This is a genomic window from Mycobacterium sp. DL440 (assembly GCF_011745145.1).
GTDB lineage: Bacteria > Actinomycetota > Actinomycetes > Mycobacteriales > Mycobacteriaceae > Mycobacterium.
The window spans coordinates 6,342,889-6,366,807 of sequence record NZ_CP050191.1; the positions used below are offsets into that span (position 1 = coordinate 6,342,889).

Sequence of the window (23,919 nt, forward strand, 5' to 3'; positions counted from 1 at the left end):
CCTTTACTCGACCTTTTGCTGCTGGAATGCCGTTTCGGCGGGGAGAACCCTAGAAATAGCGCGGGAAGCCGCTCCAGTCCGGATCGCGCTTCTGCAGGAAGGCATCCCGGCCCTCGACGGCCTCGTCGGTCATGTACGCCAAGCGGGTGGCTTCCCCGGCGAACACCTGCTGACCCACCAGGCCGTCGTCGATCAGGTTGAAGGAGAACTTCAGCATCCGGATGGCCTGGGGCGACTTGCCGTTGATCTCGGTCGCCCACTGCAGGCCGACGGACTCGAGCTCGGCGTGGTCGACGACGTCGTTCACCGCGCCCATCTGATACATGGTCTCGGCGTCGTAGGCGCGGCCCAGGAAGAAGATCTCGCGGGCGAACTTCTGCCCGGTCTGGCGGGCCAGGTACGCGCTGCCGAAGCCGCCGTCGAAGCTGCCGACGTCGGCATCGGTCTGCTTGAACCGGGCGTGCTGACGGCTGGCCAGGGTCAGGTCGCAGGTGACGTGCAGGCTGTGTCCGCCGCCGGCCGCCCAACCGTTGACCAGGCAGATCACCACCTTCGGCATGAACCGGATGAGCCGCTGCACCTCGAGGATGTGCAGCCGCCCGGCCCGCGCCGGATCGACTGTTTCGGCGGTCTCCCCGTCTGCGTATTGGTAGCCGGATCGGCCGCGGATGCGCTGATCCCCACCGGAGCAGAAGGCCCAGCCGCCGTCTTTTTGCGACGGGCCGTTGCCGGTCAGCAACACGACGCCGACGTCGGGGGACATCCGGGCGTGATCGAGGACGCGGTACAGCTCGTCGACGGTGTGCGGCCGGAACGCGTTGCGCACCTCGGGCCGGTCGAACGCGACCCGCACCGTGGGCTGCCGGGTGCCGTCGGCGACGTGGCGGTGGTAGGTGATGTCGGTCAGATCGTCGAAGCCGGGCACCGGCTCCCAGGCTGTCGGGTCGAACGGGTTGTCTGCACTCACGTGCTCGACTGTAGAGCGAGGCCGACGCGACGTTTCAGAGGTACCGTCGCGGGGTACCAAACCTGGCGCGATGATGCGTACGGCGCATCACCAGATCAGAAAGAGGCCACGTTGATCACAATGAAGAAGTCGGCAGGGGTGTTGTTCTCGGCGTTGGCTGTCGGCCTCGCGCTCGTCGGGTGTTCTCCCGCGATCACCGGTGGTGACACCAAGTGCAAGGACTTCATCGGGCAGGACGAGAAGACGCAGGACGAAGCGGTGGGCAAGATGCTCAAGGATGAGAAGGGCAGCGATGCGGCCCAACTCGAGATCACCGGAACCCGGCTGGCGGTGCAGGCCTTCTGCCAGACGGTGGGCAAGCAGGACTCCAAGATCAAGGAAGCCCCGCACCTGAGCTGACGGGCAGGCTTTAGATCGGGTCCAGCCGGAACACCGGGCAGCGTCCGGCGAGGGCCTCGAACTCGTCGGGGTTGGGCCCGGTCACCAGCCCGGCGTTGCGCATGAACCCCACCCCGGTCGGAACCAGGACAGGGAACTGACGCAACAGCGGCCGGGCCTGCTCGACGGGGATTTCCACCACACGGACCCGCTGGTCACGGCGGCCCTGGTGCACGGTGGCCTCACCGGCAGCGCGGGCATTGGCCGCCCAATCGCCCTTCGGCAGCCCGCCGACGATGTAGCGGTGACCCTCGACGGTCATCGGAGTGACCGGCGTCGACCGGGGTTTACCGGACTTGCGGCCCGTTACGGTCAGCACGACGGGACCCTTGTCACCGCCGACGCCGAGCTTGTTCAGCCCGATCATCACCTTGTTGACGTACTTCAACCACCACGGCGGCTTGATGCGGTCGTCAGCCATGACCCCACACTAGGCGCGGATACCGACACCCTGCAGGGCCGCGACCAGCCCGTCGGGTCGCTCGGCGGTGGGCAGCGGGTCGACCAGCGCGAACCGGCAACCCACCGCACGGGCGCCGCCGTCGGCCTCCTCGCTGTCGCCCACCATCAGCGCGTCCTGAGCCGGCACGCCGAGGCGCTGCAGCGCGGTGGTGAAAATCGCCGGGTCGGGTTTGACTGCACCCACTTCGAAGGACAGCACGAACTCGTCGACGTGCTCGGTGGCGCCGATCGCCGTGAAGGCCGGACGCACATCGAACGCGATATTGGAGACGACGGCCGTCCGGAATCCTTGTGCCTTCAGGCTTTTGATGACGCGTGCGGTGTCCGGATAGGCAGTCCAGCTGGCCGGATCGATCACCCGGTTGTACAGCGATTCGGCGTGGTGGTCGGCCAATCCGGATTCCCGCAGCACGTGCAGATAGGCCTCACGGTGCAGATGCGGCGCCAGGTCGCGGTTCGCCCAGGCCCGGTACTGCTCGTCGGTCATCGTCACGGACCGCCCGGTCGGGGCGGTGAGCCGGCGCATCAACTCGGCCTGGACGTGCCCGTCGACCTCGCGTTCGTCTACGACGATCCCGGTGAACCAGCTGTCCTGTTCCTCGAGGCGGAACAGGGTCCCGGAGAAGTCGAACAACACAGCCGCCACCATGTCCGCCATCGTGCCAGGACGGGCTGGAGAATCTGCGAGTCTGCTGGGCCCCTCCCGCTTGCGGGGGACCGCTCGGCAGAGAAACTCAGCCGATCGCGCGGGCAGCGCCCTCCCAGAACTGCGCCCGGACGGCCTTCTTGTCGGGCTTGCCGAGCGCGGTCACCGGCACGGAGTCGACGACGATCACCTGCTTGGGTGATTGCACGGAGCCCTTGCGGTCCTTGACCGCGGCCTGGATCTCGGCGGTCACCGTGGCCACGGCCGTCTCGTCGGAGGCGGCGTCGGGACGCAGCACGATCACCGCGGTCACGGCCTCACCCCACTTCTCGTCCGGGGTGCCGATCACGCAGACCTGTGCCACCGAAGGATGTTCGGCCACAACGTCTTCCACCTCACGCGGGAACACATTGAACCCACCGGTGATGATCATGTCCTTGACGCGGTCGACGATGAACCAGTAGCCGTCCTCGTCCTCGCGGGCCATGTCACCGGTGCGCAGCCAGCCGTCCTTGAAGGTATCCGCGGTCGCCTCGGGCAGTTTCCAATATCCGCCGGCCAGCAGCGGCCCGGACACGCAGATCTCGCCGACCTCGCCCTGGGGCACCGGGTTGCCCTCGGCGTCCAACAAAGCCGTCCGTGCGAACAGCGTGGGCCGGCCGCAGGAGGTCAGCCGCTTCTCGTCGTGGTCCTTCTTGCCCAGGTACGAGATCACCATCGGCGCCTCGGACTGGCCGTAGTACTGCGCGAAGATCGGCCCGAAGCGCTTGAGCGCCTCGGCCAGCCGCACCGGGTTCATCGCGGAGGCGCCGTAGTAGACGGTCTCCAGCGAGGACAAGTCGCGGGTGTGTGAATCCGGGTGATCCATCAGCGCATAGATCATCGACGGCACCAGCATGGTCGCGGTGATGCGACGCTCCTCGATGACCCGCAGCACCTCGGCAGGGTCGAATTTGGGCAGCACGATCATCTCGCCGCCCTTGACGATGGTCGGCACGAAGAATGCCGCACCGGCGTGCGACAGCGGCGTGCACATCAGGAAGCGCGGGTTCTCGGGCCACTCCCACTCGGCGAGCTGGATCGTGGTCATGGTGTTGATCGAGCGCACCGTGCCCATCACGCCCTTGGGCTTACCGGTGGTGCCGCCGGTGTAGGTGAGCCCGCCGACGTGTTCGGGATCAAGTTCGGCGGCGACGAGGGGCGCCGGGGCGTACTTGGCGGCCTCGGCGGTGAGGTCGGCGACGGATGCGTCGGCGGCGGCCAGCGCTTCGGGCACCGGGCCGATGGTCAGAACCTGGCGGAGCGACGGCACCTTCTCCAGCAATCCGACGGCCCGCTCCACGAATGCGGGTGTGGGGTCGATGATGAGGGTCGTCACCTCGGCGTCGGCCAGCACGTAGGCGTGGTCGTCCAGCGAGCCGAGAGGGTGTAGTGCGGTGCGACGGTAGCCCTGGGTCTGGCCCGCGCCGATGATCATCAGCACCTCGGGCCGGTTCAGTGACAGCAGGCCGACGCCTTCGCCGCTGCCTGCGCCGAGCGCTTCGAAGGCCTGAATGTACTGGCTGATGCGTTCCGCGAGCTCGCCACCGGTCAGTGTGGTGTCGCCGAGGAACAGCACGGGCTTGTCTTTGTTGCGTTTGAGCGCGCCGACCGTGAGGTGGCCGGAATGGATGGGATGGTGCAGCAGCGCATCACTCATGGGGTCCAGATTAGAACGTGTTCCAGAAAGTGTGGAGTCGATCCCCCATTGTGGGCGTAACACGAGGTCATCGAAGGCCGAAATACAGGTAGTGCGGTACTCGTGTCGACGCAGTTCGCGCTGCCTAATGTCTCAGATGTGGGGGGCGGGAGCCAGGCCCCGGCGGGTTAGGGACCGCCGGGGCCTGTGCCCGGATCAGCGGTTGGCGGCCTCACGGGCCGGGCGGGCCAGCTTCTCATGGCTCCAGAATCTTTTTGAGGTTTTTCGAATCCGCAGGCCAAGCGGTCCTTAGACATCGCGGATAGATGTGGATTTCATGATCAACAAGACGGGGTGGCAGGTGGCCGGCGCGCTGGCGGTGGTGGTGCTGTCGGTCGGCGGCATATTCGCGATGACCAGGTGGACGTCGCGACCCATGGTCGCCGTGGGCCCGGTCGTCGGCTACGGGATGGTGCGCGATCAGGACGCCGTGCTGGTCGCCTACGGCCGGACCGGCGGGACGATCGGCCCGCCATTCGGTTCCAGCGACACCTGGCAGGAACGGGTGGCCGCGGTCTCCGTGGATAGCGGCGAGCTGCTGTGGGACGTTCAGCTGCATGACAGCAAGGGGTGGGAGCGCGGCGTGCTCGCGGTGTCCGACGGGCTGGCCTATATCGCGACCGATGAGGGGCTGTCGGTGATCAAGGTCGAGGACGGCACTGTCGTTGTGGGTGACATCGGCGACGATTACGTCGAGTCCTTCAACGGCTACAATGTCGATCCGCACATCAATGCCGTTGTCGCGCTGACTGATTCCGGGGCGGTCGAGGCGGTGCCGCTGGGGACGACGGAGCCCGCTCCGGTCACCGACGATATCGCCGAGGCCTGGCGCACCACGCTGATCGGCGACTCCTCTCCGACGGCTGACTCGGATTTCGGCATCATCAACGTCGACCCGACCGCGATGCCGGACGGCATGGTGCTGCCCGATGGCACCACCATCTCGATACCCAAGCCGTACCGATCGCCGGATCCGCAGCTGATGCGCGACGGCAAGGTGCTCGCCCGGCTCGACGGCCTCACCAAGAAGGAGCTGGTGTACGAGGTGGTCCGCACCCCGGCCGCACTGGCCACGCCTGCGCAGCTCAAAGAGGGCACCGACAGTCATTACCATTCGTCGGCTGTCCCGCTCGGTATCGACCACGGTGTGGTGCTGGTCGGCGGCGAGCTGGCCGACGATCCGCGTGTCGACGAGTTGAGGCTGTACGACATCGATACCGGCGAAACCCTCGCGGTGATCGGCGGGCTCGACGGCTACGTACGGGCCACCGCGACTCCGCAGGGGGCGATCCTGGTCATTGCGGCTGCGGAGGATTCCGGCCTGGACGACGACCGGCTGATCATCGTCCGTCCGGACGGACGGACCACGATGACTCAGATCGGCGACACGGATTTCTGGGGACGCACGCGGGCAAACGTCACGACGCTCTAGCATCCGGGCATGGCCAGCCTGATCGAGTCCGCCGATCTCGTCCTCTACGGAACCATTCTCACGGTCGCCGACACGCACCCCACTGCCGAGGCGCTCGCGGTGTCCAAAGGTCGCATCGTCGCGGTCGGGTCCCGGTCCGAGGTGGCGGCCTGGGTCGGCCCCGACACCGACGTCCGCGAGGTCGACGGCTGTGTCATGCCGGGTTTCGTTGAGGCGCACGGTCATCCGTTGATGGAGGCGGTGGCGCTGTCCGGCCGCATCGTCGACATCCGGCCGGTGACCCTGTCCACCGCGCAGGAGGTGCTCGACGCGATCGGTGCCGAGGTGGCCAGACGCGGGGCCGACGGCGCATTTCTGAACGGCTGGGATCCGCTGCTGCAGCACGGGTTGCCCGACCCCACCCTGGCCTGGTTGGACGGCATCGCGTCCGAGACACCGTTGGTGATCGTGCACAACTCAGGTCACAAGGCCTTCTTCAACAGCGCGGCTGCCCGCCGCGCCGGACTCACCAGGGATACCCCGAACCCGAAGGGGGCCAAGTATGGCCGCGCGGCCGACGGCGAGCTCGACGGCACCGCGGAGGAGACGGCGGCGGTGTTTCCACTGCTCGGCGATGCCATCTCGGTCACTGACTATCCGGCGATGCTGACCGCCGAATGCGCGCGGCTGAACCGTGCCGGGCTGACGACGTGTTCGGAGATGGCGTTCGACCCGATGTTCCGGCCGCTGCTCGCCCAGCTGCACGACCAGCTGACGGTGCGGTTGCGCACCTATGAGATGTCCACCGCTTCACTGCATACCGACGCTGAGCCATTCGACGGTGACGACATCGTGCGCCAGGTCGGTATCAAGATCTGGGTCGACGGGTCACCGTGGATCGGCAATATCGACCTGACGTTCCCGTACCTGGATACCGACGCCACCCGAACCATCGGCGTGGTGCCCGGCTCCTGCGGGCACGCCAACTACACCAAAGAGCAGCTCACCGAGATCGTCGGCACGTTCTTCCCGCAGGGCTGGCAGCTGGCCTGCCACGTGCACGGCGACGCCGGCGTCGACACGATCCTCGACGTCTACGAAGACGCCCTGCGCGCGCATCCCCGTGACGATCACCGGCTGCGACTGGAACACGTCGGCGCCATCACGCCGGAACAGTTACGGCGAGCCCACGATCTCGGTGTCACGTGCAGCCTGTTCGTCGACCACCTGCACTACTGGGGCGACATCCTTGTCGACGGGCTGTTCGGCCCCGAGCACGGCGGACGCTGGATGCCCGCCGGTTCGGCCGTCGCCACCGGCATGCGGATCTCGCTGCACAACGATCCGCCGGTCACCCCGGAGGAACCGCTGCGCAACATCAGCGTGGCCGTCACGCGGACCGCACCGAGCGGGCGCGTCCTGGCGCCCGAGGAGCGGCTCACCGTGGCGCAGGGGATTCGGGCGCAGACCATCGATGCGGCGTGGCAGTTGTTCGCCGACAACGTGATCGGCTCGCTCGAGGTGGGCAAGTACGCCGACTTGGTGATCGTGTCGGCGGACCCCCGGTCGACGCCCCCGGAGGGCATCGCCGACCTGGAGGTACAGGCCACATTCCTGGCGGGGCGGCAGGTTTATCCGAAAGCCGGTTGACCGTCCGCGCGTCGTGGCACGCTCGGGGCATGTCAGATTTGCCGACTCCGCAGTTTCTCGACGAGCGCGTCGCCTACTGGGCGGCCACCAAACCTGACGAGGAGGCGGTCGCCTATCTGAGCCGCACCTGGACCTGGTCGCAGTGGTACGACCGGGTCCGGCGGCTGGCCGGTGCGTTGAGTGCGTGGGGCGTCAGCCGCGGCGACGTCGTCGCGTTTCTCGACAAGAATCATGTGGCCTGTGTCGAGCTGACGCTCGCGGCTGCGTCGCTCGGTGCGGCCAATGCCATCATCAACTTCCGGCTCGCCGCCGACGAGTTGGATTATGTGCTCAATGACTGCGGGGCCAAGGTGCTGGTCGTCGGCGAGGAGCTTCGCCCGGGTATCGACGAGATCGCCGATCGGCTCACGTCGGTCGAGCACATCGTGACGGTGACGGCCGAGGGCGGTGACGGCGACGAGTACGAGGCGCTGCTCGCCAGTGCGTCGCCAGTCGGTCGATCGGCCGACGTTCAGCCCGACGACACGTGCATCATCATGTACTCCTCTGGCACCACCGGTCGGCCCAAAGGCATTGCGCTCACCCACGCCAACGTCATCGCCCATACCCTCAACGCGTTCGAGGGCTGGTCGCTCTCCGAGGGGGACAAGAGCTTGGTGGCCATGCCGCTGTTCCACGTCGGTGGCTCGTCCTACATGCAGTGGGGTCTGTATCACGGGGCGCCGACGTACATGACGCGTGATGTTGACGGCATGGCGTTGGCCGGCGGAATTCTGGCCGGGGCGAATAGGACGTTTCTCGTGCCTGCCGTGCTGTCCAAGGTGTTCGACACCGGCGAGGACGCGGTGAAGCTCTTCGGTGCGTTGAAGACCTTCGCCTACGGCGCATCGCCGATGCCGTTGCCGCTGTTGCGTTCTGCGCTGCAGGCCTGGCCCGAGACGGAGTTCATTCAGGTATACGGGTTGACGGAGGTCGCCGGTGCGATCAGCCGGCTCGGGCCCGACGACCATCGTGCGGCCAGTGAAGCGCGCCTGATGAGTGCGGGCACTGTGGTTCCCGGCGCCGAGGTGCGGGTGGTCGACCCCGACACCGGTGCCGAGGTGCCCGTCGGTGAGCAGGGTGAGTTGTGGTTCCGCTCACCACAATTGATGAAGGGTTATCTGAACCGGCCGGAGGCCACAGCGGAGACGATCACGCCCGAGGGCTGGTTCCGCACCGGTGATATCGGCCGCGTCGACGACGGCGGGTACATATTCGTCGAGGACCGGCTCAAGGACATGATCATCTCCGGCGGAGAGAACATCTACTCGATCGAGGTCGAGCGCGTGCTGGCTGAACACCCCGCCGTCGTCGATGTCGCCGTGATCGGCGTGCCCGACGAAAAATGGGGTGAGTCGGTGAAAGCCGTTGTGACACTGGACGGTGACGCATCCGACCAGGAGCTGATCGCGTTCGCCCGCGAACATCTTGCCGCCTACAAATGCCCCAAGTCGGTCGACATCGTCGATGAGCTGCCGCGCAACCCCACCGGCAAGATCCTCAAGAAGGATCTGCGCAAGCCGTACTGGGAGGGCCGCGACCGCGCCACGGTGTGAGAATCGGCTCTGTATTTCCTGTTTCAGCCGGAGTAGCTTCGAACCCATACGTGTGCGCGGAGAACTGGGGTGCGGACATGGTGGATACGTATATTCGGCAGGGATTTTCCCGCGGGCTGGTGGTCTTGTCCGCCCTGATGTTGGCCGTGACGGCCGGTTTGCTCGGTTCACCGCCGACAGCGAATGCCTGGTCACGAGCCGGTTTGCCGGTAGAGACACTGTCGGTGCCGTCGGCGTCCATGGGCCGCGACATCAAGGTCCAGTTCCAGGGCGGCGGGCCGCACGCGGTCTACCTCCTGGACGGCCTGCGCGCCCGCGACGACGCCAACGGATGGGACATCGAGACCCCGGCATTCGAGTGGTTCTACCAATCCGGGTTGTCGGTGGTCATGCCCGTCGGCGGCATGTCGAGCTTCTACTCCGACTGGTACCAGCCTGCGGCGGGCAACGGCGGTGTGCAGACCTACAAGTGGGAGACGTTCCTGACCAGCGAGTTGCCGCAGTGGCTGGCCGCGAACCGGCATGTATCCGCATCGGGCAACGCGGTGGTCGGCCTGTCGATGTCGGGCAGCTCGGCGCTGATCCTGGCCGCCTACTACCCGGGACAGTTCCGCTATGCGGGGTCGTTGTCGGCGTTCCTGAATCCCTCGGCCGGCCCGTGGCCCGGGCTGATCGGGTTGGCGATGAACGATTCCGGTGGCTTCTCCTCGGCGGCCATGTGGGGTCCGCCGGGTGATCCGGCGTGGGCGCGCAACGATCCGACGGTGCAGGTGGGGCGCCTGGTGGCGAACCACACCCGCATCTGGGTGTATTGCGGTTCGGGAACTCCCGGCGAGCTGGGCGGCGGCGACGTCGCCTCGACGTTCCTGGAAAACACGGCGCTGCAGAGCAATTTCAACTTCCGCGACCAGTACGTCGCAGCGGGCGGAAACAACGCGGTGTTCAACTTCCCGGCCACGGGCACCCACACCTGGGGCTATTGGGGTGCGCAGTTGAACCAGATGAAGCCCGACATCCAGCGGACCTTGGGCGCCGCCTGACCGCGTTGGGCATCATTGACGGCGTGATGGACACGGCGCCGGCGTTGGGCGACCTCTTGGACCGCCTGCATGTCGTGGCCTTGCCGATGCGGGTTCGCTTCCGCGGCATCACCGTTCGTGAGGTGGCGCTGATCGACGGCCCGGCCGGCTGGGGGGAGTTCGGCGCATTCCTCGAATACGAACCGTCCGAGGCCGCGGCTTGGCTGGCCGCCGGGATCGAGGCCGCGTACCGGCTACCACCGGCGGTCCACCGTGATCGCATCCCGATCAACGCCACCGTGCCCGCGGTCCCGGCCGCCCAGGTGCCCGACGTACTTGCCCGCTTCCCCGGTGCCCGCACAGCGAAGGTCAAGGTCGCCGAGCCCGGTCAGACGCTGGTCGACGACGTCGCGCGCGTCAACGCCGTCCGCGCACAGGTTCCGGTGGTGCGGGTGGATGCCAATGGCGGTTGGACGGTCCAGGAGGCCGTGGACGCCGCCGCAGCGCTGACCGCCGACGGGCCGCTGGAGTATCTGGAGCAGCCGTGCGCGACCGTCGACGAGTTGGCCGCACTGCGCCGGCAGGTGGCGGTGCCGATCGCCGCTGACGAGTCGATCCGCAAGGCGTCTGATCCGCTGCGGGTGGTTCGGGCCCGCGCCGCCGACGTCGCGGTGCTCAAGGTGGCGCCGCTGGGCGGTGTGTCACGGATGCTCGGCATCGCCGCACAGATCGATATCCCGATCGTGGTGTCCAGTGCACTGGATTCCGCGGTGGGTATCGCGCGCGGACTGTTGGCTGCCGCGGCATTGCCCTCGCTGCACCATGCCTGCGGGCTGGGCACGGGCGGATTCTTCGTCGAGGACGTCGCCGGGGTTCCTGCGCCGGTCGACGGCTACCTATCCGTCGGGACCGTGGTGCCGGATCCCTCACGGCTGTCCGCGTTGGCCGCGACGCCGGAGCGACGGCAATGGTGGATCGAGCGAGTACGGGAGTGCTACCCGCTGATATAGCTCATGTCCTGATTTGTGGGGTGCATGACGTAGACGCCATCGCCGAGGTCGCGAACACTGAAGACGTGTCACGATCGGTGGTGATCCTGGGCTACGCCGGGGTGCAGGCATTGGACCTGGTGGGGCCCTTCGACGTGTTCTCCACCGTCACGCTGGCCCTGACCGGTCTGGGCCAGCCCGGCGGCTATGCCGTAACGGTGGCCTCGGTGGACGGTCAGCCCGTCACCACGCTTACGGGGTTGGAGTTCGTCGCCGCACCGCTGCCTGACCCGCACGGTCCGATCGACACCATCGTCATCCCAGGCGGTATCGGTGCCGACGCGGCCCGGGCCAACCCGGCGGTCATCGACTGGATCCGCACCGCCGCGCACAACGCCCGCCGCGTCGTCAGCGTCTGTACGGGCGCGTTCCTGGCCGCCCAGGCCGGACTGCTCGACGGTTGCGCCGCCACCACCCACTGGTCCGCGGCCCGCCGGATGGCTGACGAATTTCCCGAGGTGGCAGTCGATCCCGAACCGATCTTCGTCAGAAGCTCGGAGCGTGTATGGACGGCGGCCGGGGTGACCGCAGGCATCGATCTGGCGTTGTCGCTCGTCGAGGACGACTACGGCACCGATATCGCCCAGACCGTGGCTCGGTACCTGGTGCTCTACCTGCGCCGGCCCGGTGGCCAGACACAGTTCGCCGCGCCGGTCTGGATGCCGCGGGCCAAACGTGCCCCGATCCGCGAGGTGCAGGAATCCATCGAAGTTGAACCCGGTGGGGCACATAGCATTTCTGACCTGGCTCGGCGTGCGGCGATGAGCCCACGGCACTTCACCAGGGTGTTCACCGACGAGGTCGGTGAAGCGCCCGGCGCCTACGTGGAGCGCATCCGCACCGACGCCGCGCGACGCCAGCTCGAGGAGTCCGACGACACCGTCACGGTCATCGCCACCCGCTGCGGTTTCGGCACAGCCGAGACCATGCGACGCAATTTCGTTCGGCGCCTCGGCATTTCACCTGACCAATATCGAAAGACTTCCGCGCACGCGAGGAGCACGGATTTAACCGCCTGAGAGGAACGACAACCATGCAGATCGCGATCGTGTTGTACCCCAGCTTTACCGCACTCGACTTCATCGGACCCTACGAGGTGCTGCGCAACCTGCCCGATACGGAAGTGCGGTTCGTCTGGCACGAGCCGGGCCCCATCACCGCCGACTCCGGTGTGCTGATGGTGGGGGCCACCCACAGTTTCGACGAAACCCCTTCGCCCGATGTGGTGTTGGTGCCCGGCGGGCCGGGCACCACCATGGTGGCCCGCGACGAAAAGGTGCTCGACTGGCTGCGTGAGGTGTATCCGGGGACCACTTGGATGGCGTCGGTGTGCTCGGGTTCAGTGGTGCTGGCCGCGGCGGGCCTGCTCGATGGGAAGCCCGCCACCTCGCACTGGTCGGCGTTGAGTGCGTTGAAGATGATGGGCGCGACTCCGGTGGGGGATCAGCGCATCGTGCGTGCCGACCCTGACGGCAAGGTGATCACGGCGGCGGGTGTTTCGGCGGGGATCGACCTGGCGATGTGGTTGGCCGGTCAGATCGGCGGTGAGGCCAAGGCCAAGGCCATTCAGCTGATGATCGAGTACGACCCGCAGCCGCCGTTCGATTCCGGGCATACGTCGAAGGCGAGCGTGGCCACCAAGGCTGGTGCCACCGCGTTGCTCGGGAGGGACATGATCAAGCCCGAACCGCTCAAGGCCGGGGTGCTGCTGGCGTGGGATCAGGCGATCCGCAGGGCGCGGGGGCGCCGCAGCGCGTGAGCGCTCAGACGGCTGCAGCGCGTGAGCGCTCAGACAGCGATCAAGTAGCGTCGGCCGGGTGAATCTGGCTTATGAAGAGCGAGGCAAGGGTGATCCGGTGCTGTTCATCGCCGGCCGCGGAGGCGCCGGCCGCACCTGGCACCTGCACCAGGTCCCGGCGTTGCAGCGGGCGGGCTACCGCGTCATCACCTTCGACAATCGCGGGGTCGGCGCGACGGAGAACGCCCAGGGGTTCGGCACCGAGCAGATGGTGGCCGACACTGCCGAGCTGATCGAGAAGCTCGGGGCGGCTCCGGCGCACATCGTGGGTGTGTCGATGGGTTCGTTCATCGCGCAGGAACTGATGTTGGCCCGTCCCGATCTGGTGCGATCGGCGGTGTTGATGGCCACCCGCGGCCGTCACGACCGGGCGCGCGAGTTCTTCCGCACCGCGGAGCGTGACCTTGCGGCTTCGGGCGTGCAACTGCCGCCGACGTTCGATGCCAAGCTCCGGATGATGGAGAGTTTCTCGCCCAAGACGCTCAACAACGACGTGCTGGTGCGCGACTGGAGCGAGATGTTCACCATGTGGCCCACCAAGCAGACCCCGGGTCTGGCCGCCCAGTCCGATGCCGGTCCGGTGGACAACCGGCTGCCGGCCTACCAGGCCATCACCACTCCGGTGCTGGTCATTGGGTTCGCTGACGATGTGGTGCTGCCCCCGCATCTGGGCCGTGAGGTGGCCGACGCGATTCCCACCGCCCGCTACCTGGAGATCCCCGACACAGGTCACCTCGGCTTCATCGAGAAGCCCGACGCCGTCAACGCCGCTCTGCTCGAGTTCCTGGCCGGGCAGACCGGGCAGACCGGCCAGTACTGACGAATAAGGTGGAGTGGTGAACCCCTCGACGGCACAGGCGCGCGTAGTCGTCGACGAACTCATTCGCGGCGGTGTCCGCGATGTCGTGCTGTGCCCGGGCTCGCGTAACGCCCCGCTGGCGTTCGCGCTGTCCGATGCCGACCGTGCCGGCCGCATCCGTCTGCACGTCCGCATCGACGAGCGCACGGCCGGATACCTGGCGATCGGCTTGGCGGTGGCCGAGCGAGCGCCGGTCTGCATCGCGATGACCTCGGGCACCGCGGTGGCCAATCTCGGCCCCGCGGTCGTGGAGGCCAACTACGCCCGGGTGCCGCTGGTCGTGCTGAGCGCCAACCGGCCCTACGAAATGTTGGGCACCGGCGCCAATCAGACCTTCGAACAGTTGGGTTACTTCGGTACCCAGGTGCGGGCCAACATCAGCCTCGGCTTGGCGGAGGACCACCCCGAACAGCTTGATTCCCTCAACGCTCAGTGGCGTTCGGCGACCTGCCGGGTGCTGGCGGCGGCTACTGGATCACGCACCGCCAACGCGGGCCCGGTGCAGTTCGACATCCCGCTGCGCGAACCGCTGGTTCCCGACAACGCGCACGGGGACAGCTCGTTCCCGGGGCTTGTCGGCTCCTCGCGCGAGCGCTCGTCGGAAGGCCGCCCGGACGGTAAGCCGTGGACCTACACCCCGCCGGTGAGCTTCGATCAGCCGCTGGAGATCGACGTCACGCCGGACACCGTGGTGATTGCCGGGCACGGCGCCGGTGCGCACCCGAACCTGGCCGGGCTGCCGACGGTGGCCGAGCCCACCGCGCCGCGGCCCCAGAACCCGCTGCACCCGCTGGCGCTGCGCCTCGTGCATCCCAAGCAGGTCATCATGCTGGGGCGGCCCACCCTGCACCGGCCGGTCTCGGCGCTGCTGGCCGACCCGGCGGTCCCGGTCTACGCGCTGACCACGGGTCCGCGCTGGCCCGATGTCTCCGGCAACTCGATGGCCACCGGTACCCGGGCGGTAACCACCGGCACCCCGGATCCGGCCTGGCTGAGCCGCTGCGCCGAGGTCAATCGGCACGCCGTGGCAGCAGTACGCGAACAACTCTCGGCGCACCCGCTGACCACCGGTCTGCATGTGGCCGCGGTGGTCACCGACGCGTTGCGCCCAGGGGATCAGCTGGTGCTCGGAGCATCCAATCCGGTGCGCGACGCGGCCCTGGTCGGGCTGGATGCCGAGGGCGTCAAGGTGCGGTCCAACCGCGGTGTGGCCGGTATCGACGGCACCGTGTCGACCGCGATCGGCGCGGCACTGGCCCACGACGGCCGGACCGTCGCGCTGATCGGGGACCTGACCTTCGTGCACGACAGCTCGGGGTTGTTGATCGGGCCCACCGAGCCGACGCCGCGCAACCTGACGATCGTGGTGTCCAACGACAACGGCGGCGGCATCTTCGAGCTGCTGGAGCAGGGCGATCCGCGGTTCTCCGACGTGTCGTCGCGGATCTTCGGCACGCCGCACGACGTGGACATCGCCGCGCTGTGCCGGGCTTATCACGTGGAGTTCGGCCAGGTCGAGGTCGACGCGCTCGGCGCGGCGCTGGCTGAACCCTTCGACGGTATGCGGGTACTGGAGGTGAAGGCCGACCGGTCGTCGCTGCGTGCCCTGCACGCGTCGATCAAGGCGGCCCTGTGAGGCCCGCGCAGATCGCGGCCCGATTCCGGGCGATGGTCCAGCCTCTGATCCCGCACCTGTACGGCGAACCGGGGGAGACGCGCTCGCAGCGGATCATCCGGCGGGTGCGGATCGGCGTGGTGATCACCGCCTGCCTGGTCACGTTGCAGTCTGGGCTGCTGGTGATGGGCGCCTGGCGCAACGACCAGCAGATCGAGCGGCACATGGGGGTGGCTGCGGCCGAGGTGCTCAGCGCCGGGCCGCGGCGCTCGACCATCGAGTTCGTCACTCCGGACCGGGTGACCTACCGCCCCGAGTTGGGGGTGCTGTATCCGTCCGAGCTCGACACCGGGATGCGGATCTATGTCGAGTACGACAAGAACAATCCCGACCTGGTCCGGGTGCGTGACCGCAACGCGTCCTTGGCCATCATTCCGGCCGGATCGATCGCGGTGGTGGGCTGGCTGGTGGCGGCCGCGGCGCTGGCGCTGTTGGCCTTCCTGCAGAAACGGCCCAGCTCAACCGGCGCCGGAACCGTCAACTCCTCGGCGTAGCAAGCAGTTTGGCGAGCCAGTCAGGGTCGCTGGTGTCGACGACCTCTTCGCCGACGAGGTCGTAGATCGTCGGGGTGGATACCGAGTCCTGCGTTTCGCTGAGCAGTTCGGCGTTGGCGTCGTTGAGTTGCTCGGAGTCGATGGCCTGCGCCCCGGCGGCGATCTTGTCGGTCTGCTCGCCGCCGACCCCGCTCCCGGAGGCCATCGCGGCGATCGCGTCGTCGGTCGGACCGGGTGAGCCCTCGGGCTCCTGGTGGCCCCAGAGGTCTTGCACGAATGCCTGGAACGCCGTCCCCGTGGTGCCGGGGCCGGCGGCCAGGAACAGGGCGTTGGCCACGTGGGCCGAGTACTCGGTGACCGACTGATCCAGGAAGGTCAGCGGCCGGTAGGTCACGGCCAGCCGGCCCTGGCCGACGGCGGCGGCGATGGCATCGCCGGACTCGTGTTGCAGGTGCGCGCATGCCGGGCACTGCGGCTCGGTGAAAAATTCGATCTGGGCAGGCGCATCGGGAAAGCCGATCTGGACACCCCAGCCGTCTTCGGTGATCTCACTGCCGGGCTTGTTCCCGTTGGCCTGCGCGGTGCCGTCGACCAACCGGGTGCAACCAGCGGTGGCCCCGGCAACGGACAAGGCCACCACGGCCAGCATCGCTGCTGCAACGCGCGGTAATCGCATGCGGCAACCCTAGCCCGGTGATTCAGGTGATGGTGCAGACCGGGCGTTCCTTGGAGGCCGCTGATCGTGAAAACAAGAGCGTGTGTCGACCCGGCACAGTCGACACACGCTCAGTCAGTTGTAGCCCGGACGCCGCCAGGTCCAGTCGTCACATGATAATCAGTGACTTCACCGCGCGGCGCTCGTCCATCGCCTCGTATGCCTCGACAATGTCATCGAGCCCGGCCCGGAAATCGAAAACGCGACCTGGATTGATCCGACCGGCCAAGACGTCGTTGAGTAGCTCCGGTATGTACTGGCGTCCCGGCGCCGCTCCGCCTTTGATCCCGACGTTGCGCGAGAACAAGGTTTTACTGTTGAACTTCTCGTAGACGGGCATGCCGACTGTGCCGATCATGCCACCTACCCGTACGACACCGGCAGCGGTCGCGATCGACTCATCGGTGCCGACGCACTCGAGTGCAGCATCGACGCCCGCCTCGTCTGTCAGCTTGAGGGCAGCGTCGATGGCATCCTGACCCCGCTCTTCGACGATGTCGGTGGCGCCGAATTCGGTCGCCAATTTCTGCCGACTGGGATTGCGGCTCAAGGCAATGATGCGGGCGGCGCCCAGCTTCTTGGCTGCGATGACCGCGCAGAGGCCTACAGCACCGTCTCCGACGACCGCGACTGTGTCGCCGCTGGACACGCCGGCACTTCTCGCCGCGTGCAGGCCGCCAGGCATGACATCTGCGAGTGCAGTGAACGATGCCAGCTGGTCCTCGGTGAAATCAGATCCAGGCACTCGCACGAGGCCGGCGTCAGCGAATGGTGTGCGAACGAATTCGCCCTGCCCGCCGTCGGTTTCGCCGTTACCGAAGCCGCCACCGTGCGCGCAATTCGATTCATAGCCGGCTTCGCACGCTGGACAGGTTCCGTCGTTGTATGTGAACGGCGAAATCACGAAGTCTCCGACCACAAGCGATTTGACGTCGGACCCGACCTCGGTCACGACACCGACGAACTCGTGGCCGATGGTCCCGATCTTGTGATCCTTGATTCCGCGGTAGTACCAGAGGTCCGATCCGCACACGCCGCCGCAGACGACGCGCACGATTGCATCGGTCGGTTCCTTGATCACGGGATCGGGACGCTCACCAAGGACGACGCTGCGCGCACCCTGGAAGATTGCTGCCTTCACGGTTACTCCGTTACTGGTGATGGTCGGCGGATGAAACAGCGGAACAGATCCGTGGCGCCGGAGGGGGAGTGCGCCACGGATCTGTTTGGGTGGCGGACTATCCCGCCAGTTCACCGCCGTCGACCAGAATGTCAGCGCCGGTGATGTAGCTCGCCTCGTCGGAGAGGAGGAGGCTCACGATGCCCACGAGATCCTGAGGCTCGCCAAGGCGACCCAGCGGGATCACTGACTCCGACGCGGCGACCTCGGCCGGGTCGGCCAACCTCGCGGCGTTGAGTCCGGTGCGGATGCATCCTGGGCTGACCGAGTTGATTCGGATACCGTGCGGTGCGAGCTCAACGGCGACCGCGCGGGTCATGTTGAGAACCCCGCCCTTGGCAGTTCCGTAGTGGGACAGCTCGGGCGTTCCGTGGTGAGCGTTCGTCGAGCAGATCTGAACGATGGCTCCGGATCCGCGTTCCACCATTCCCCGAGCGGCCTCGCGCGCACACAGGAAGTAGCCGCGGAGATTGATCGCGATGAGGTTGTCGAAGGCTTCCGTGGGCATCTCGAGGAATGTGTGGCGGACCAGGATGCCTGCGTTGTTGACCAGGCCGTCGAGGGGACCAGCTTTCTGGAAGACATCGACGATCTCCGTGTCGTTCCGCACGTCGAGCTTCACGAACTCCGCGGTGCCGGGGCCGGGTGCCGTGGCTACGGTCTCGGCGCCCGTCGCCTCGTTCATGTCGGCGACAACCACATGGGCACCGGCCGCGGTCAAGCCATGGGCAATCGCTCGACCGGCGCCGAAGCCCGCTCCAGTCACCAGAATTCGCTTGTCTGAGAAGTTCGGCATTCAAATATCCTCTCGGTAAGTGCAATCGGAGCGACATCGTCGTCCGAAACCAGTTCTTTTGGGAAATGGTGAGGCGCAGCGACCCTACGGAAGTGACACCGGGTCCGGTGTTTCCGCGTTTCAACCCGTGGTTCCTTACGCGGCTGTGTTTTTCGGTCCGTCCTCGCGCATGCCGATGAAGGACCACGCCCGCCATCGCCGCCACATGAATAAGTTTCTATATACGATATGCGACACGCAAGTACGAACTTAGTGACCGGCCCTGATCCCGTCAAGGGCGGACGAGACGCCCTTGTTCGTCACCCGCACTCGCGCGAGGGGGATTGCACCCGGGAGAACTTCACGGCCGACTGGGGCGCTGCGTGGAGTCGGTGCCGACAAGTTCTGTGGGGTCGTCGTTTGTCCCGCGTCCCGCGTCCGGTCTGAGCGGGCCGAGGGGGTCGCCTGGTGACTGACCGAACTTTCGGCTATTGACAGTGACACGGATCTCAATCAACATGGGTTCGCATGGTCGAGAGATGATACGTATATACGAACAAATGCTCCGCCGGTTGTGGAGCGCTACGCATCTTCCCTGATGCGGGGTCAAGGTGACCGTCGAAGAAAGCAGACGCTATGACGCAGAGGTTTGAGCTGCAGCCGTCGAACGCGAGTGGGATCCCGCCCGTTGGCGACCTCCAGCGAGAGTTGGGTTCGTTCCAGGTCGCGTTGACGGTTGTGGCCAACCTAGGGCCCCCTTAGTCGAGTGGGCCGGGCATTCGACGTCTGGCATGTCGGCGCACGTGATGCACGACAAACCCGCCGTTGGTGATACCTGCGTAACGCCGCGGAGATATTTGTAGTCGAAAGTAGTGCCGTCGACTCGCATCCGTGCGGGGTCGTCTCAGCCCGAGCACCTTGCCGGACACTCGACAAATGAATCCTGAGCGCTGTTGGGAATTGATTTTCTACTCATAAAATCAGCCTCCGCCCTGAAAAGTGGTCGTGCACCCTGCTTGTTGCGCAATTCAGGCACGGTATTCCTGAGCGCGTGACAACTGTCTAATCCACCTTGACTGAAAGTGAACGAATCCCATTGACTCAAAACAGCGTCACCCTGACTTCGGGCCAGCCTGTGCCTGAGTTTGGTGCGCCCTCGGCGGAAAAGAAACCCAAAGGATTCTGGCCACTTGTTTTCACTGAATTCTGGGAGCGGTTCAGTTTCTACGGATTGCAAGCGATCCTTACCTACTATCTGCTCTACTCCCTCAAGGATGGCGGGCTCGCACTCAACCCGTCGACTGCCGTTGCCATTGTCGGCGCATACGGCGGCGGGGTATACGTCACTCAGCTCGTCGGTGGCTGGTTGGCTGACCGCGTCATCAGGCCCCAGAACCTGGTCATCTATGGAAGCGTGATCATCATATGTGGGCACCTGTCCTTGGCTTCGGTTCCAGGTTTGGTAGGTGTAGGCGTTGGCCTTCCTCTGATTGCACTGGGCACTGGCGCGCTGAAGTCAAATATCACCGCAATCATCGGTATGTCGATGAAAAGTCTGGACGCCACTCAGCGTGATTCTGGATTCACATTCTATTACGCTGCCATCAACCTGGGCATCCTGATAGGCCCCACGATTACCGGGTTCCTGCAACAAGACATCGGCTTTCATATTGCATTCGGCTGTGCCGCGGTCGGAATGTTTATCAGCCTGCTTCAATATACGGTGAAACGTCATAGTCTCCCCGACGAAGCGCGTATCGTCCGCGATCCCGCCAGCCGGCAGGCGATCGGTGTCTTCATCGCAGCATTCGTAGCGGTGGCGGTATTATTGGTAATTGCTGTCTCAACCGGACTTGTCTCGACAGAGCACCTGAGCGTGTTCATTGGAATAGCTGCGGCGGGAACAGCCGGCACCTACTTTTTCGTCATCATCCGGTCGAAAAACACCAGTTCGGCAGAAAAAAGCGGGCTGATCGGCTACATCCCGATGTGGATCACCGAGGTCTTCTACCAGGCCCTGTTGCTCCAGATATTCACAACCGTGCCCTTGATCGTCACAGAACGGGTCGATCGCAATATTCTGGGCTGGGATATCCCTGTGGGATGGTTCCTGACGTTCGGTGCAATTTTCGGCCTGTCTGCCCAAGGTCTGATGGCTTCGGTCGGAAAAAATACGGTGCTGGGTCGAGCCTCCGCGACTCGCAAGTTCCGAATTGCCATGCTGGGGGCCGCGTTGTCCTATCTGATGCTCTTGCCCATCGCATGGTATTCCGGGCCGACGGTGCCGGCAGTACTGGTGTTGGCCTCCATCGGCGCCATCTTCTGTGTCGAGACGTTCCTCGCCCCCATCGGGTTCAGCATCGTCAGCAAAGTGGGTCCTGAAAGGTACCGGACACAACTGTTCGCCTTGAAGCATCTCGCATTGGCTGTAGGGTCCACGCTCGCAACTGCCGCGTCTTGGCTCTACATCGCGATCGGAATCGTTCCGTTCGCCCTCGCCATGGGCGGGATAGCGCTGTTCGCTGTCGTCGTGCTGTCCCTGTTCTCCTCGCGTATCGAGTACAAGATCGGTGTCGGAATGGCACCTTCCAGCACACTTCAATCCGCGCAGTGAGGGCATCCCGGCCGCGTGCCGCCCTCAACGCAGGGGGTATCGGCACGGCGGTGGTGTGAGTCCCGGGTGATTTGCACAGTGATTCGGCACTCTGCTATGGGCGATAGTTGCGCCGAGATGCGACACTCGGGTTGCGTCGTGTTAAAGCTGTTGTAGCGCAGTGGCAAACAACTCTGGTTAGCTGCCTCGCCCGAGACAAAGTGCGGCCCGTCCGCGTTGCAGATTAAATTTGCTAGACGCGGTTGCGAACCGGACATCGGTGACTGAGCGTTCCGCGATCGCGAGCGCCGAGAAGCGTGTACCGGTCGAGCGGGGGTGGGGCCTCGATTTCCGTGCCGTCGCCGGTGGGAGAATTGAAATTCATTCGCCCGCAACGCTTTCAGAGCGCGGGCATCGGCAAGCGGCATTGAGAACCACCGATGGGTTCGCGTCGATGGTTGACGCAGGCAAGGCGCGCAACTCAGCAGTCGGGCGTGGCTTGGGGTATTGCGGAGCGTGCCAACAGCATTGCACGTCAAGCATTTTCAATGTTCGCCCGTTGGGGGCCGCAGGTCGTCCGCTACGCGCACCCGCGGCCGGGCCTCCTGGGTGTTCCCCTCTTGACACCTAGGGTGAGCCTCCCTAATCTGTTCATATAACCGATCTAGTGATCGTAAATACGAACTATGCTGGAATGGCTCCGCATCAGTCTCTTGTTCCCGTGTGAGCCGCAACCTCGAACAGCATTAATGACGACCGGATGGTTCCGGGCCAACTTTCAGGAGGCAAAAGAATGGGACGTTATCGTCTTGGCATCGACATTGGCGGTACGTTCACCGACTTTGTGCTTCAAAATGCGGACACCGGTGAACTTGCGACCTGGAAACATCTCTCCTCCCCAAGCGATCCCTCGGTTTCCGCGGTAGAGGGCGCTGAAGAACTTTTGGAAAGCCAGAACGTCTCGTTTGCAGAGGTTGTGCAGATCGTTCACGGCACCACAATCGGGACGAACATCATCATCGAAGGCAACGGTGCCCGCACTGCGCTATTGGTGACAGAAGGTTTCGGCGACATGCTGATGATCCAGCGTCAGTCCAGGAGCAATCCGTACGACATTGTCGCCGACAAGCACGCCCCTTTGGTTCCTCGCGATTTGGTTTTCGAGGTTCCAGAGCGGATGCGTTTCGACGGTTCGACCTATCGCGAGTTGGATGAGGATCGGGTTCGGGCGATTGCTCAGGGTCTCCGCGAGGCCGACGTTGAGTCGGTGGCCGTCTGCCTCCTGCACTCTTACGCCAATTCGGCTCATGAGGATCGAGTCGCGATGATCCTGCAGGAGGAGGTTCCCGGCCTGCTCATCTCGCTGTCGAGCGAGGTGGCTCCGATCTCCCGCGAATACGAACGAACGAGTACCACGGTAGCCAACGCGTACACGCGCCCTGCGTTCGAGCGCTACCTGCGTCAGATGGTCTCCTCGCTCGAAGACCGCGGCTTCGCAGGGTCGTTCTATCTGATGCAGGCCAATGGTGGCGTCGCCAGTGTAGAGGTGACGACGAAGTTTCCGGTTCGTGCGCTCGAATCTGGTCCCGCTGCCGGCGTGACAATGGCCGCTGCCCAAGCCGTCTATGCGGAGGCAGGCGATGCGCTGGCCTTTGACATGGGCGGCACTACGGCCAAGGTTTGTCTCATCGAAAACGGCGAGGCGCGGATACTCAACTCATTTGAGGCAGACCGGACGGAGATGCGTCCGGGCACCGGCCTGCCGATGCTCATCCCCAGCATCGATCTGATCGAGATCGGTGCCGGTGGTGGAAGCCTGGCGCGCGATACCTTGGGCATCATTGCCGTCGGGCCGCAGAGCGCCGGCGCCGACCCGGGTCCGGTGTCGTACGGACTCGGGGGTACCGAACCGGCTGTAACGGATGCCAACCTGTCGCTGGGGTACCTCAATCCGGGGTACTTCAACGGTGGCCGGATCAAATTGGACGTCGAGGCGGCGAACAAGGCGATCCAACGCGTCGGGGAATCTCTGGGACTCGATGTCGAGACGACCGCCTGGGGAATCCACGATGCCGTGACTTCCAACATGTACCACGCGATGCGGGCGGTGACGGTCGAACGATCACGCGACCCAAGGGATCTGGCCCTGATCCCATCTGGTGGCGCCGCACCGACGCACGCTTGCCGTCTCGCCCGCCAACTCGGCATGAAGAAGGTCTTGCTTCCCGCGAACACCGCGGTCAACTCGGCCGTCGGCTTGTTGTACGCCGACCCCAGGTTCGACTTGGTAGTCACCTGGATCGGCATCGCCAACGACGATCACCTGGCAGAGATGGGGGAGCTGTTCAATTCCCTCGAAAAGCAGGCCACCGCACTGCTTGATGCCACCGGTCTCGATGGCGAGCGCTACATCGTCCGCTCTGCTGACATGCGGTACCACGGACAGGGCCACGTTCTAGAGGTCATACTCCCGGGTGGCGACCTCGATGGTGAGATGCTCAATTCAGCCTTCCGGGACCGCTATGCGGAGTTGTACGGTTACGCGAACGAGGATTCCGAGGTTGAGGTGACTGCGCTTCGAATCTCGGCTCGAGCGGTTGCGCCGAAGTTGGATCTGCCTCGTGGCGAGGGGACCGGCCGCCCGGCCGAGCCGAACCATCGCCGGCAGGTGTATTTCCCTGATACCGACGGCTATACCGAATGCCCCTGCTATCGGCGGGACGACCTGGACATTGGGGCGACGATCGACGGCCCGGCCGTGATCGAGGAACGCGACACTTCTGTTGTGCTGCCCCCTGGGGATCGCGCGACTGTCGATGCGTACCGAAACCTTGTGATCGAGATTGGAATCTGAA

The 23,919-nt window shown here is 65.3% G+C and carries 20 protein-coding genes; 13 read left to right on the forward strand and 7 right to left on the reverse strand.

The window, feature by feature from the left end; genetic code table 11:
- Window positions 1–49: 49 nt before the first annotated feature.
- The gene (locus HBE63_RS30950; RefSeq protein WP_166909103.1) at window positions 50–967 is read right to left on the reverse strand and encodes a 1,4-dihydroxy-2-naphthoyl-CoA synthase; all 918 of its coding nucleotides are present in this window, start codon (window positions 965–967) and stop codon (window positions 50–52) included.
- Window positions 968–1,087: 120 nt separating this feature from the next.
- Between HBE63_RS30950 and HBE63_RS30955 the strand changes: the two genes are divergently transcribed.
- Entirely contained in the window at window positions 1,088–1,366 is a 279-nt protein-coding gene (locus tag HBE63_RS30955; protein WP_166909105.1) for a hypothetical protein, read from the forward strand.
- Window positions 1,367–1,376: 10 nt separating this feature from the next.
- On the opposite strand, the gene HBE63_RS30960 is transcribed toward HBE63_RS30955, so the two are convergent.
- The 3 genes from HBE63_RS30960 to fadD8 form a co-directional block, all read right to left on the reverse strand.
- Window positions 1,377–1,826, reverse strand: coding sequence for a nitroreductase family deazaflavin-dependent oxidoreductase (locus HBE63_RS30960; protein ID WP_166909107.1), 450 nt, complete (start codon window positions 1,824–1,826; stop codon window positions 1,377–1,379).
- A gap of 9 nt (window positions 1,827–1,835) precedes the next feature.
- Complete coding sequence (locus HBE63_RS30965) at window positions 1,836–2,525, reverse strand: HAD family hydrolase (RefSeq protein WP_166909109.1); 690 nt, start codon at window positions 2,523–2,525, stop codon at window positions 1,836–1,838.
- A 76-nt stretch (window positions 2,526–2,601) separates the two neighbouring features.
- On the reverse strand, window positions 2,602–4,212 hold the full coding sequence (fadD8, locus tag HBE63_RS30970; protein WP_166909111.1) for a fatty-acid--CoA ligase FadD8: 1,611 nt from the start codon (window positions 4,210–4,212) through the stop codon (window positions 2,602–2,604).
- A 316-nt stretch (window positions 4,213–4,528) separates the two neighbouring features.
- Here fadD8 and HBE63_RS30975 point away from each other — a divergent pair, with 316 nt between their 5' ends.
- From HBE63_RS30975 to HBE63_RS31020, 10 genes are all read left to right on the forward strand, one after another.
- On the forward strand, window positions 4,529–5,683 hold the full coding sequence (locus HBE63_RS30975) for a PA2928 family protein (protein ID WP_166909113.1): 1,155 nt from the start codon (window positions 4,529–4,531) through the stop codon (window positions 5,681–5,683).
- A 9-nt stretch (window positions 5,684–5,692) separates the two neighbouring features.
- A complete protein-coding gene (locus HBE63_RS30980) occupies window positions 5,693–7,312 on the forward strand; it encodes an amidohydrolase (protein WP_371814856.1) in 1,620 nt (539 codons plus the stop codon).
- A gap of 29 nt (window positions 7,313–7,341) precedes the next feature.
- On the forward strand, window positions 7,342–8,907 hold the full coding sequence (locus HBE63_RS30985) for a long-chain-fatty-acid--CoA ligase (protein ID WP_166909114.1): 1,566 nt from the start codon (window positions 7,342–7,344) through the stop codon (window positions 8,905–8,907).
- A gap of 77 nt (window positions 8,908–8,984) precedes the next feature.
- The gene (locus tag HBE63_RS30990; protein WP_166909116.1) at window positions 8,985–9,947 is read left to right on the forward strand and encodes an alpha/beta hydrolase family protein; all 963 of its coding nucleotides are present in this window, start codon (window positions 8,985–8,987) and stop codon (window positions 9,945–9,947) included.
- A 26-nt stretch (window positions 9,948–9,973) separates the two neighbouring features.
- A complete protein-coding gene (locus HBE63_RS30995) occupies window positions 9,974–10,936 on the forward strand; it encodes an o-succinylbenzoate synthase (RefSeq protein ID WP_166910440.1) in 963 nt (320 codons plus the stop codon).
- 65 nt (window positions 10,937–11,001) lie between these two features.
- Window positions 11,002–11,994, forward strand: a complete 993-nt coding sequence (locus tag HBE63_RS31000) for a GlxA family transcriptional regulator (protein ID WP_208301529.1) — start codon at window positions 11,002–11,004, stop codon at window positions 11,992–11,994.
- Between the two features lie 14 nt (window positions 11,995–12,008).
- Window positions 12,009–12,734 (forward strand): DJ-1/PfpI family protein, encoded by a 726-nt coding sequence (locus HBE63_RS31005; RefSeq protein ID WP_166909118.1) that lies wholly within the window; start codon window positions 12,009–12,011, stop codon window positions 12,732–12,734.
- A gap of 58 nt (window positions 12,735–12,792) precedes the next feature.
- The gene (locus tag HBE63_RS31010) at window positions 12,793–13,593 is read left to right on the forward strand and encodes an alpha/beta fold hydrolase (protein WP_166909120.1); all 801 of its coding nucleotides are present in this window, start codon (window positions 12,793–12,795) and stop codon (window positions 13,591–13,593) included.
- A 16-nt stretch (window positions 13,594–13,609) separates the two neighbouring features.
- The gene (menD, locus tag HBE63_RS31015; protein ID WP_166909123.1) at window positions 13,610–15,268 is read left to right on the forward strand and encodes a 2-succinyl-5-enolpyruvyl-6-hydroxy-3-cyclohexene-1-carboxylic-acid synthase; all 1,659 of its coding nucleotides are present in this window, start codon (window positions 13,610–13,612) and stop codon (window positions 15,266–15,268) included.
- Window positions 15,269–15,300: 32 nt separating this feature from the next.
- The gene (locus tag HBE63_RS31020) at window positions 15,301–15,801 is read left to right on the forward strand and encodes a DUF3592 domain-containing protein (RefSeq protein ID WP_166910444.1); all 501 of its coding nucleotides are present in this window, start codon (window positions 15,301–15,303) and stop codon (window positions 15,799–15,801) included.
- On the opposite strand, the gene HBE63_RS31025 is transcribed toward HBE63_RS31020, so the two are convergent.
- The 3 genes from HBE63_RS31025 to HBE63_RS31035 form a co-directional block, all read right to left on the reverse strand.
- Complete coding sequence (locus HBE63_RS31025; protein WP_243858387.1) at window positions 15,785–16,477, reverse strand: thioredoxin domain-containing protein; 693 nt, start codon at window positions 16,475–16,477, stop codon at window positions 15,785–15,787. The two genes, HBE63_RS31020 and HBE63_RS31025, sit on opposite strands and share 17 nt — an antisense overlap.
- A 148-nt stretch (window positions 16,478–16,625) precedes the next feature.
- A complete protein-coding gene (locus tag HBE63_RS31030) occupies window positions 16,626–17,657 on the reverse strand; it encodes a zinc-binding dehydrogenase (protein WP_166909125.1) in 1,032 nt (343 codons plus the stop codon).
- Between the two features lie 97 nt (window positions 17,658–17,754).
- Window positions 17,755–18,492 (reverse strand): SDR family NAD(P)-dependent oxidoreductase, encoded by a 738-nt coding sequence (locus tag HBE63_RS31035; protein ID WP_166909127.1) that lies wholly within the window; start codon window positions 18,490–18,492, stop codon window positions 17,755–17,757.
- A 1,075-nt stretch (window positions 18,493–19,567) separates the two neighbouring features.
- On the opposite strand from HBE63_RS31035, the gene HBE63_RS31040 reads away from it, so the two are divergent.
- Together HBE63_RS31040 and HBE63_RS31045 are read left to right on the forward strand one after the other, a co-directional pair.
- The gene (locus HBE63_RS31040; protein WP_166909129.1) at window positions 19,568–21,085 is read left to right on the forward strand and encodes a peptide MFS transporter; all 1,518 of its coding nucleotides are present in this window, start codon (window positions 19,568–19,570) and stop codon (window positions 21,083–21,085) included.
- A 772-nt stretch (window positions 21,086–21,857) separates the two neighbouring features.
- Window positions 21,858–23,918 (forward strand): hydantoinase/oxoprolinase family protein, encoded by a 2,061-nt coding sequence (locus HBE63_RS31045; RefSeq protein ID WP_166909131.1) that lies wholly within the window; start codon window positions 21,858–21,860, stop codon window positions 23,916–23,918.
- Window position 23,919: the final 1 nt, after the last annotated feature.

Excerpts from the sequence above, each read along its gene's own strand:
- HBE63_RS30960 (WP_166909107.1), bottom strand. The coding sequence starts at position 1,826 with ATGGCTGACGACCGCATCAAGCCGCCGTGGTGGTTGAAGTACGTCAAC.
- HBE63_RS31005 (WP_166909118.1), top strand. The coding sequence starts at position 12,009 with ATGCAGATCGCGATCGTGTTGTACCCCAGCTTTACCGCACTCGACTTC.
- HBE63_RS30980 (WP_371814856.1), top strand. The coding sequence starts at position 5,693 with ATGGCCAGCCTGATCGAGTCCGCCGATCTCGTCCTCTACGGAACCATT.
- HBE63_RS30995 (WP_166910440.1), top strand. The coding sequence starts at position 9,974 with ATGGACACGGCGCCGGCGTTGGGCGACCTCTTGGACCGCCTGCATGTC.
- HBE63_RS31020 (WP_166910444.1), top strand. The coding sequence starts at position 15,301 with ATGGTCCAGCCTCTGATCCCGCACCTGTACGGCGAACCGGGGGAGACG.
- HBE63_RS31035 (WP_166909127.1), bottom strand. The coding sequence starts at position 18,492 with ATGCCGAACTTCTCAGACAAGCGAATTCTGGTGACTGGAGCGGGCTTC.
- HBE63_RS30975 (WP_166909113.1), top strand. The coding sequence starts at position 4,529 with ATGATCAACAAGACGGGGTGGCAGGTGGCCGGCGCGCTGGCGGTGGTG.
- HBE63_RS31045 (WP_166909131.1), top strand. The coding sequence starts at position 21,858 with ATGGGACGTTATCGTCTTGGCATCGACATTGGCGGTACGTTCACCGAC.
- HBE63_RS30990 (WP_166909116.1), top strand. The coding sequence starts at position 8,985 with ATGGTGGATACGTATATTCGGCAGGGATTTTCCCGCGGGCTGGTGGTC.
- HBE63_RS30955 (WP_166909105.1), top strand. The coding sequence starts at position 1,088 with ATGAAGAAGTCGGCAGGGGTGTTGTTCTCGGCGTTGGCTGTCGGCCTC.
- HBE63_RS30965 (WP_166909109.1), bottom strand. The coding sequence starts at position 2,525 with ATGGCGGACATGGTGGCGGCTGTGTTGTTCGACTTCTCCGGGACCCTG.
- HBE63_RS31025 (WP_243858387.1), bottom strand. The coding sequence starts at position 16,477 with ATGCGATTACCGCGCGTTGCAGCAGCGATGCTGGCCGTGGTGGCCTTG.
- fadD8 (WP_166909111.1), bottom strand. The coding sequence starts at position 4,212 with ATGAGTGATGCGCTGCTGCACCATCCCATCCATTCCGGCCACCTCACG.
- HBE63_RS30985 (WP_166909114.1), top strand. The coding sequence starts at position 7,342 with ATGTCAGATTTGCCGACTCCGCAGTTTCTCGACGAGCGCGTCGCCTAC.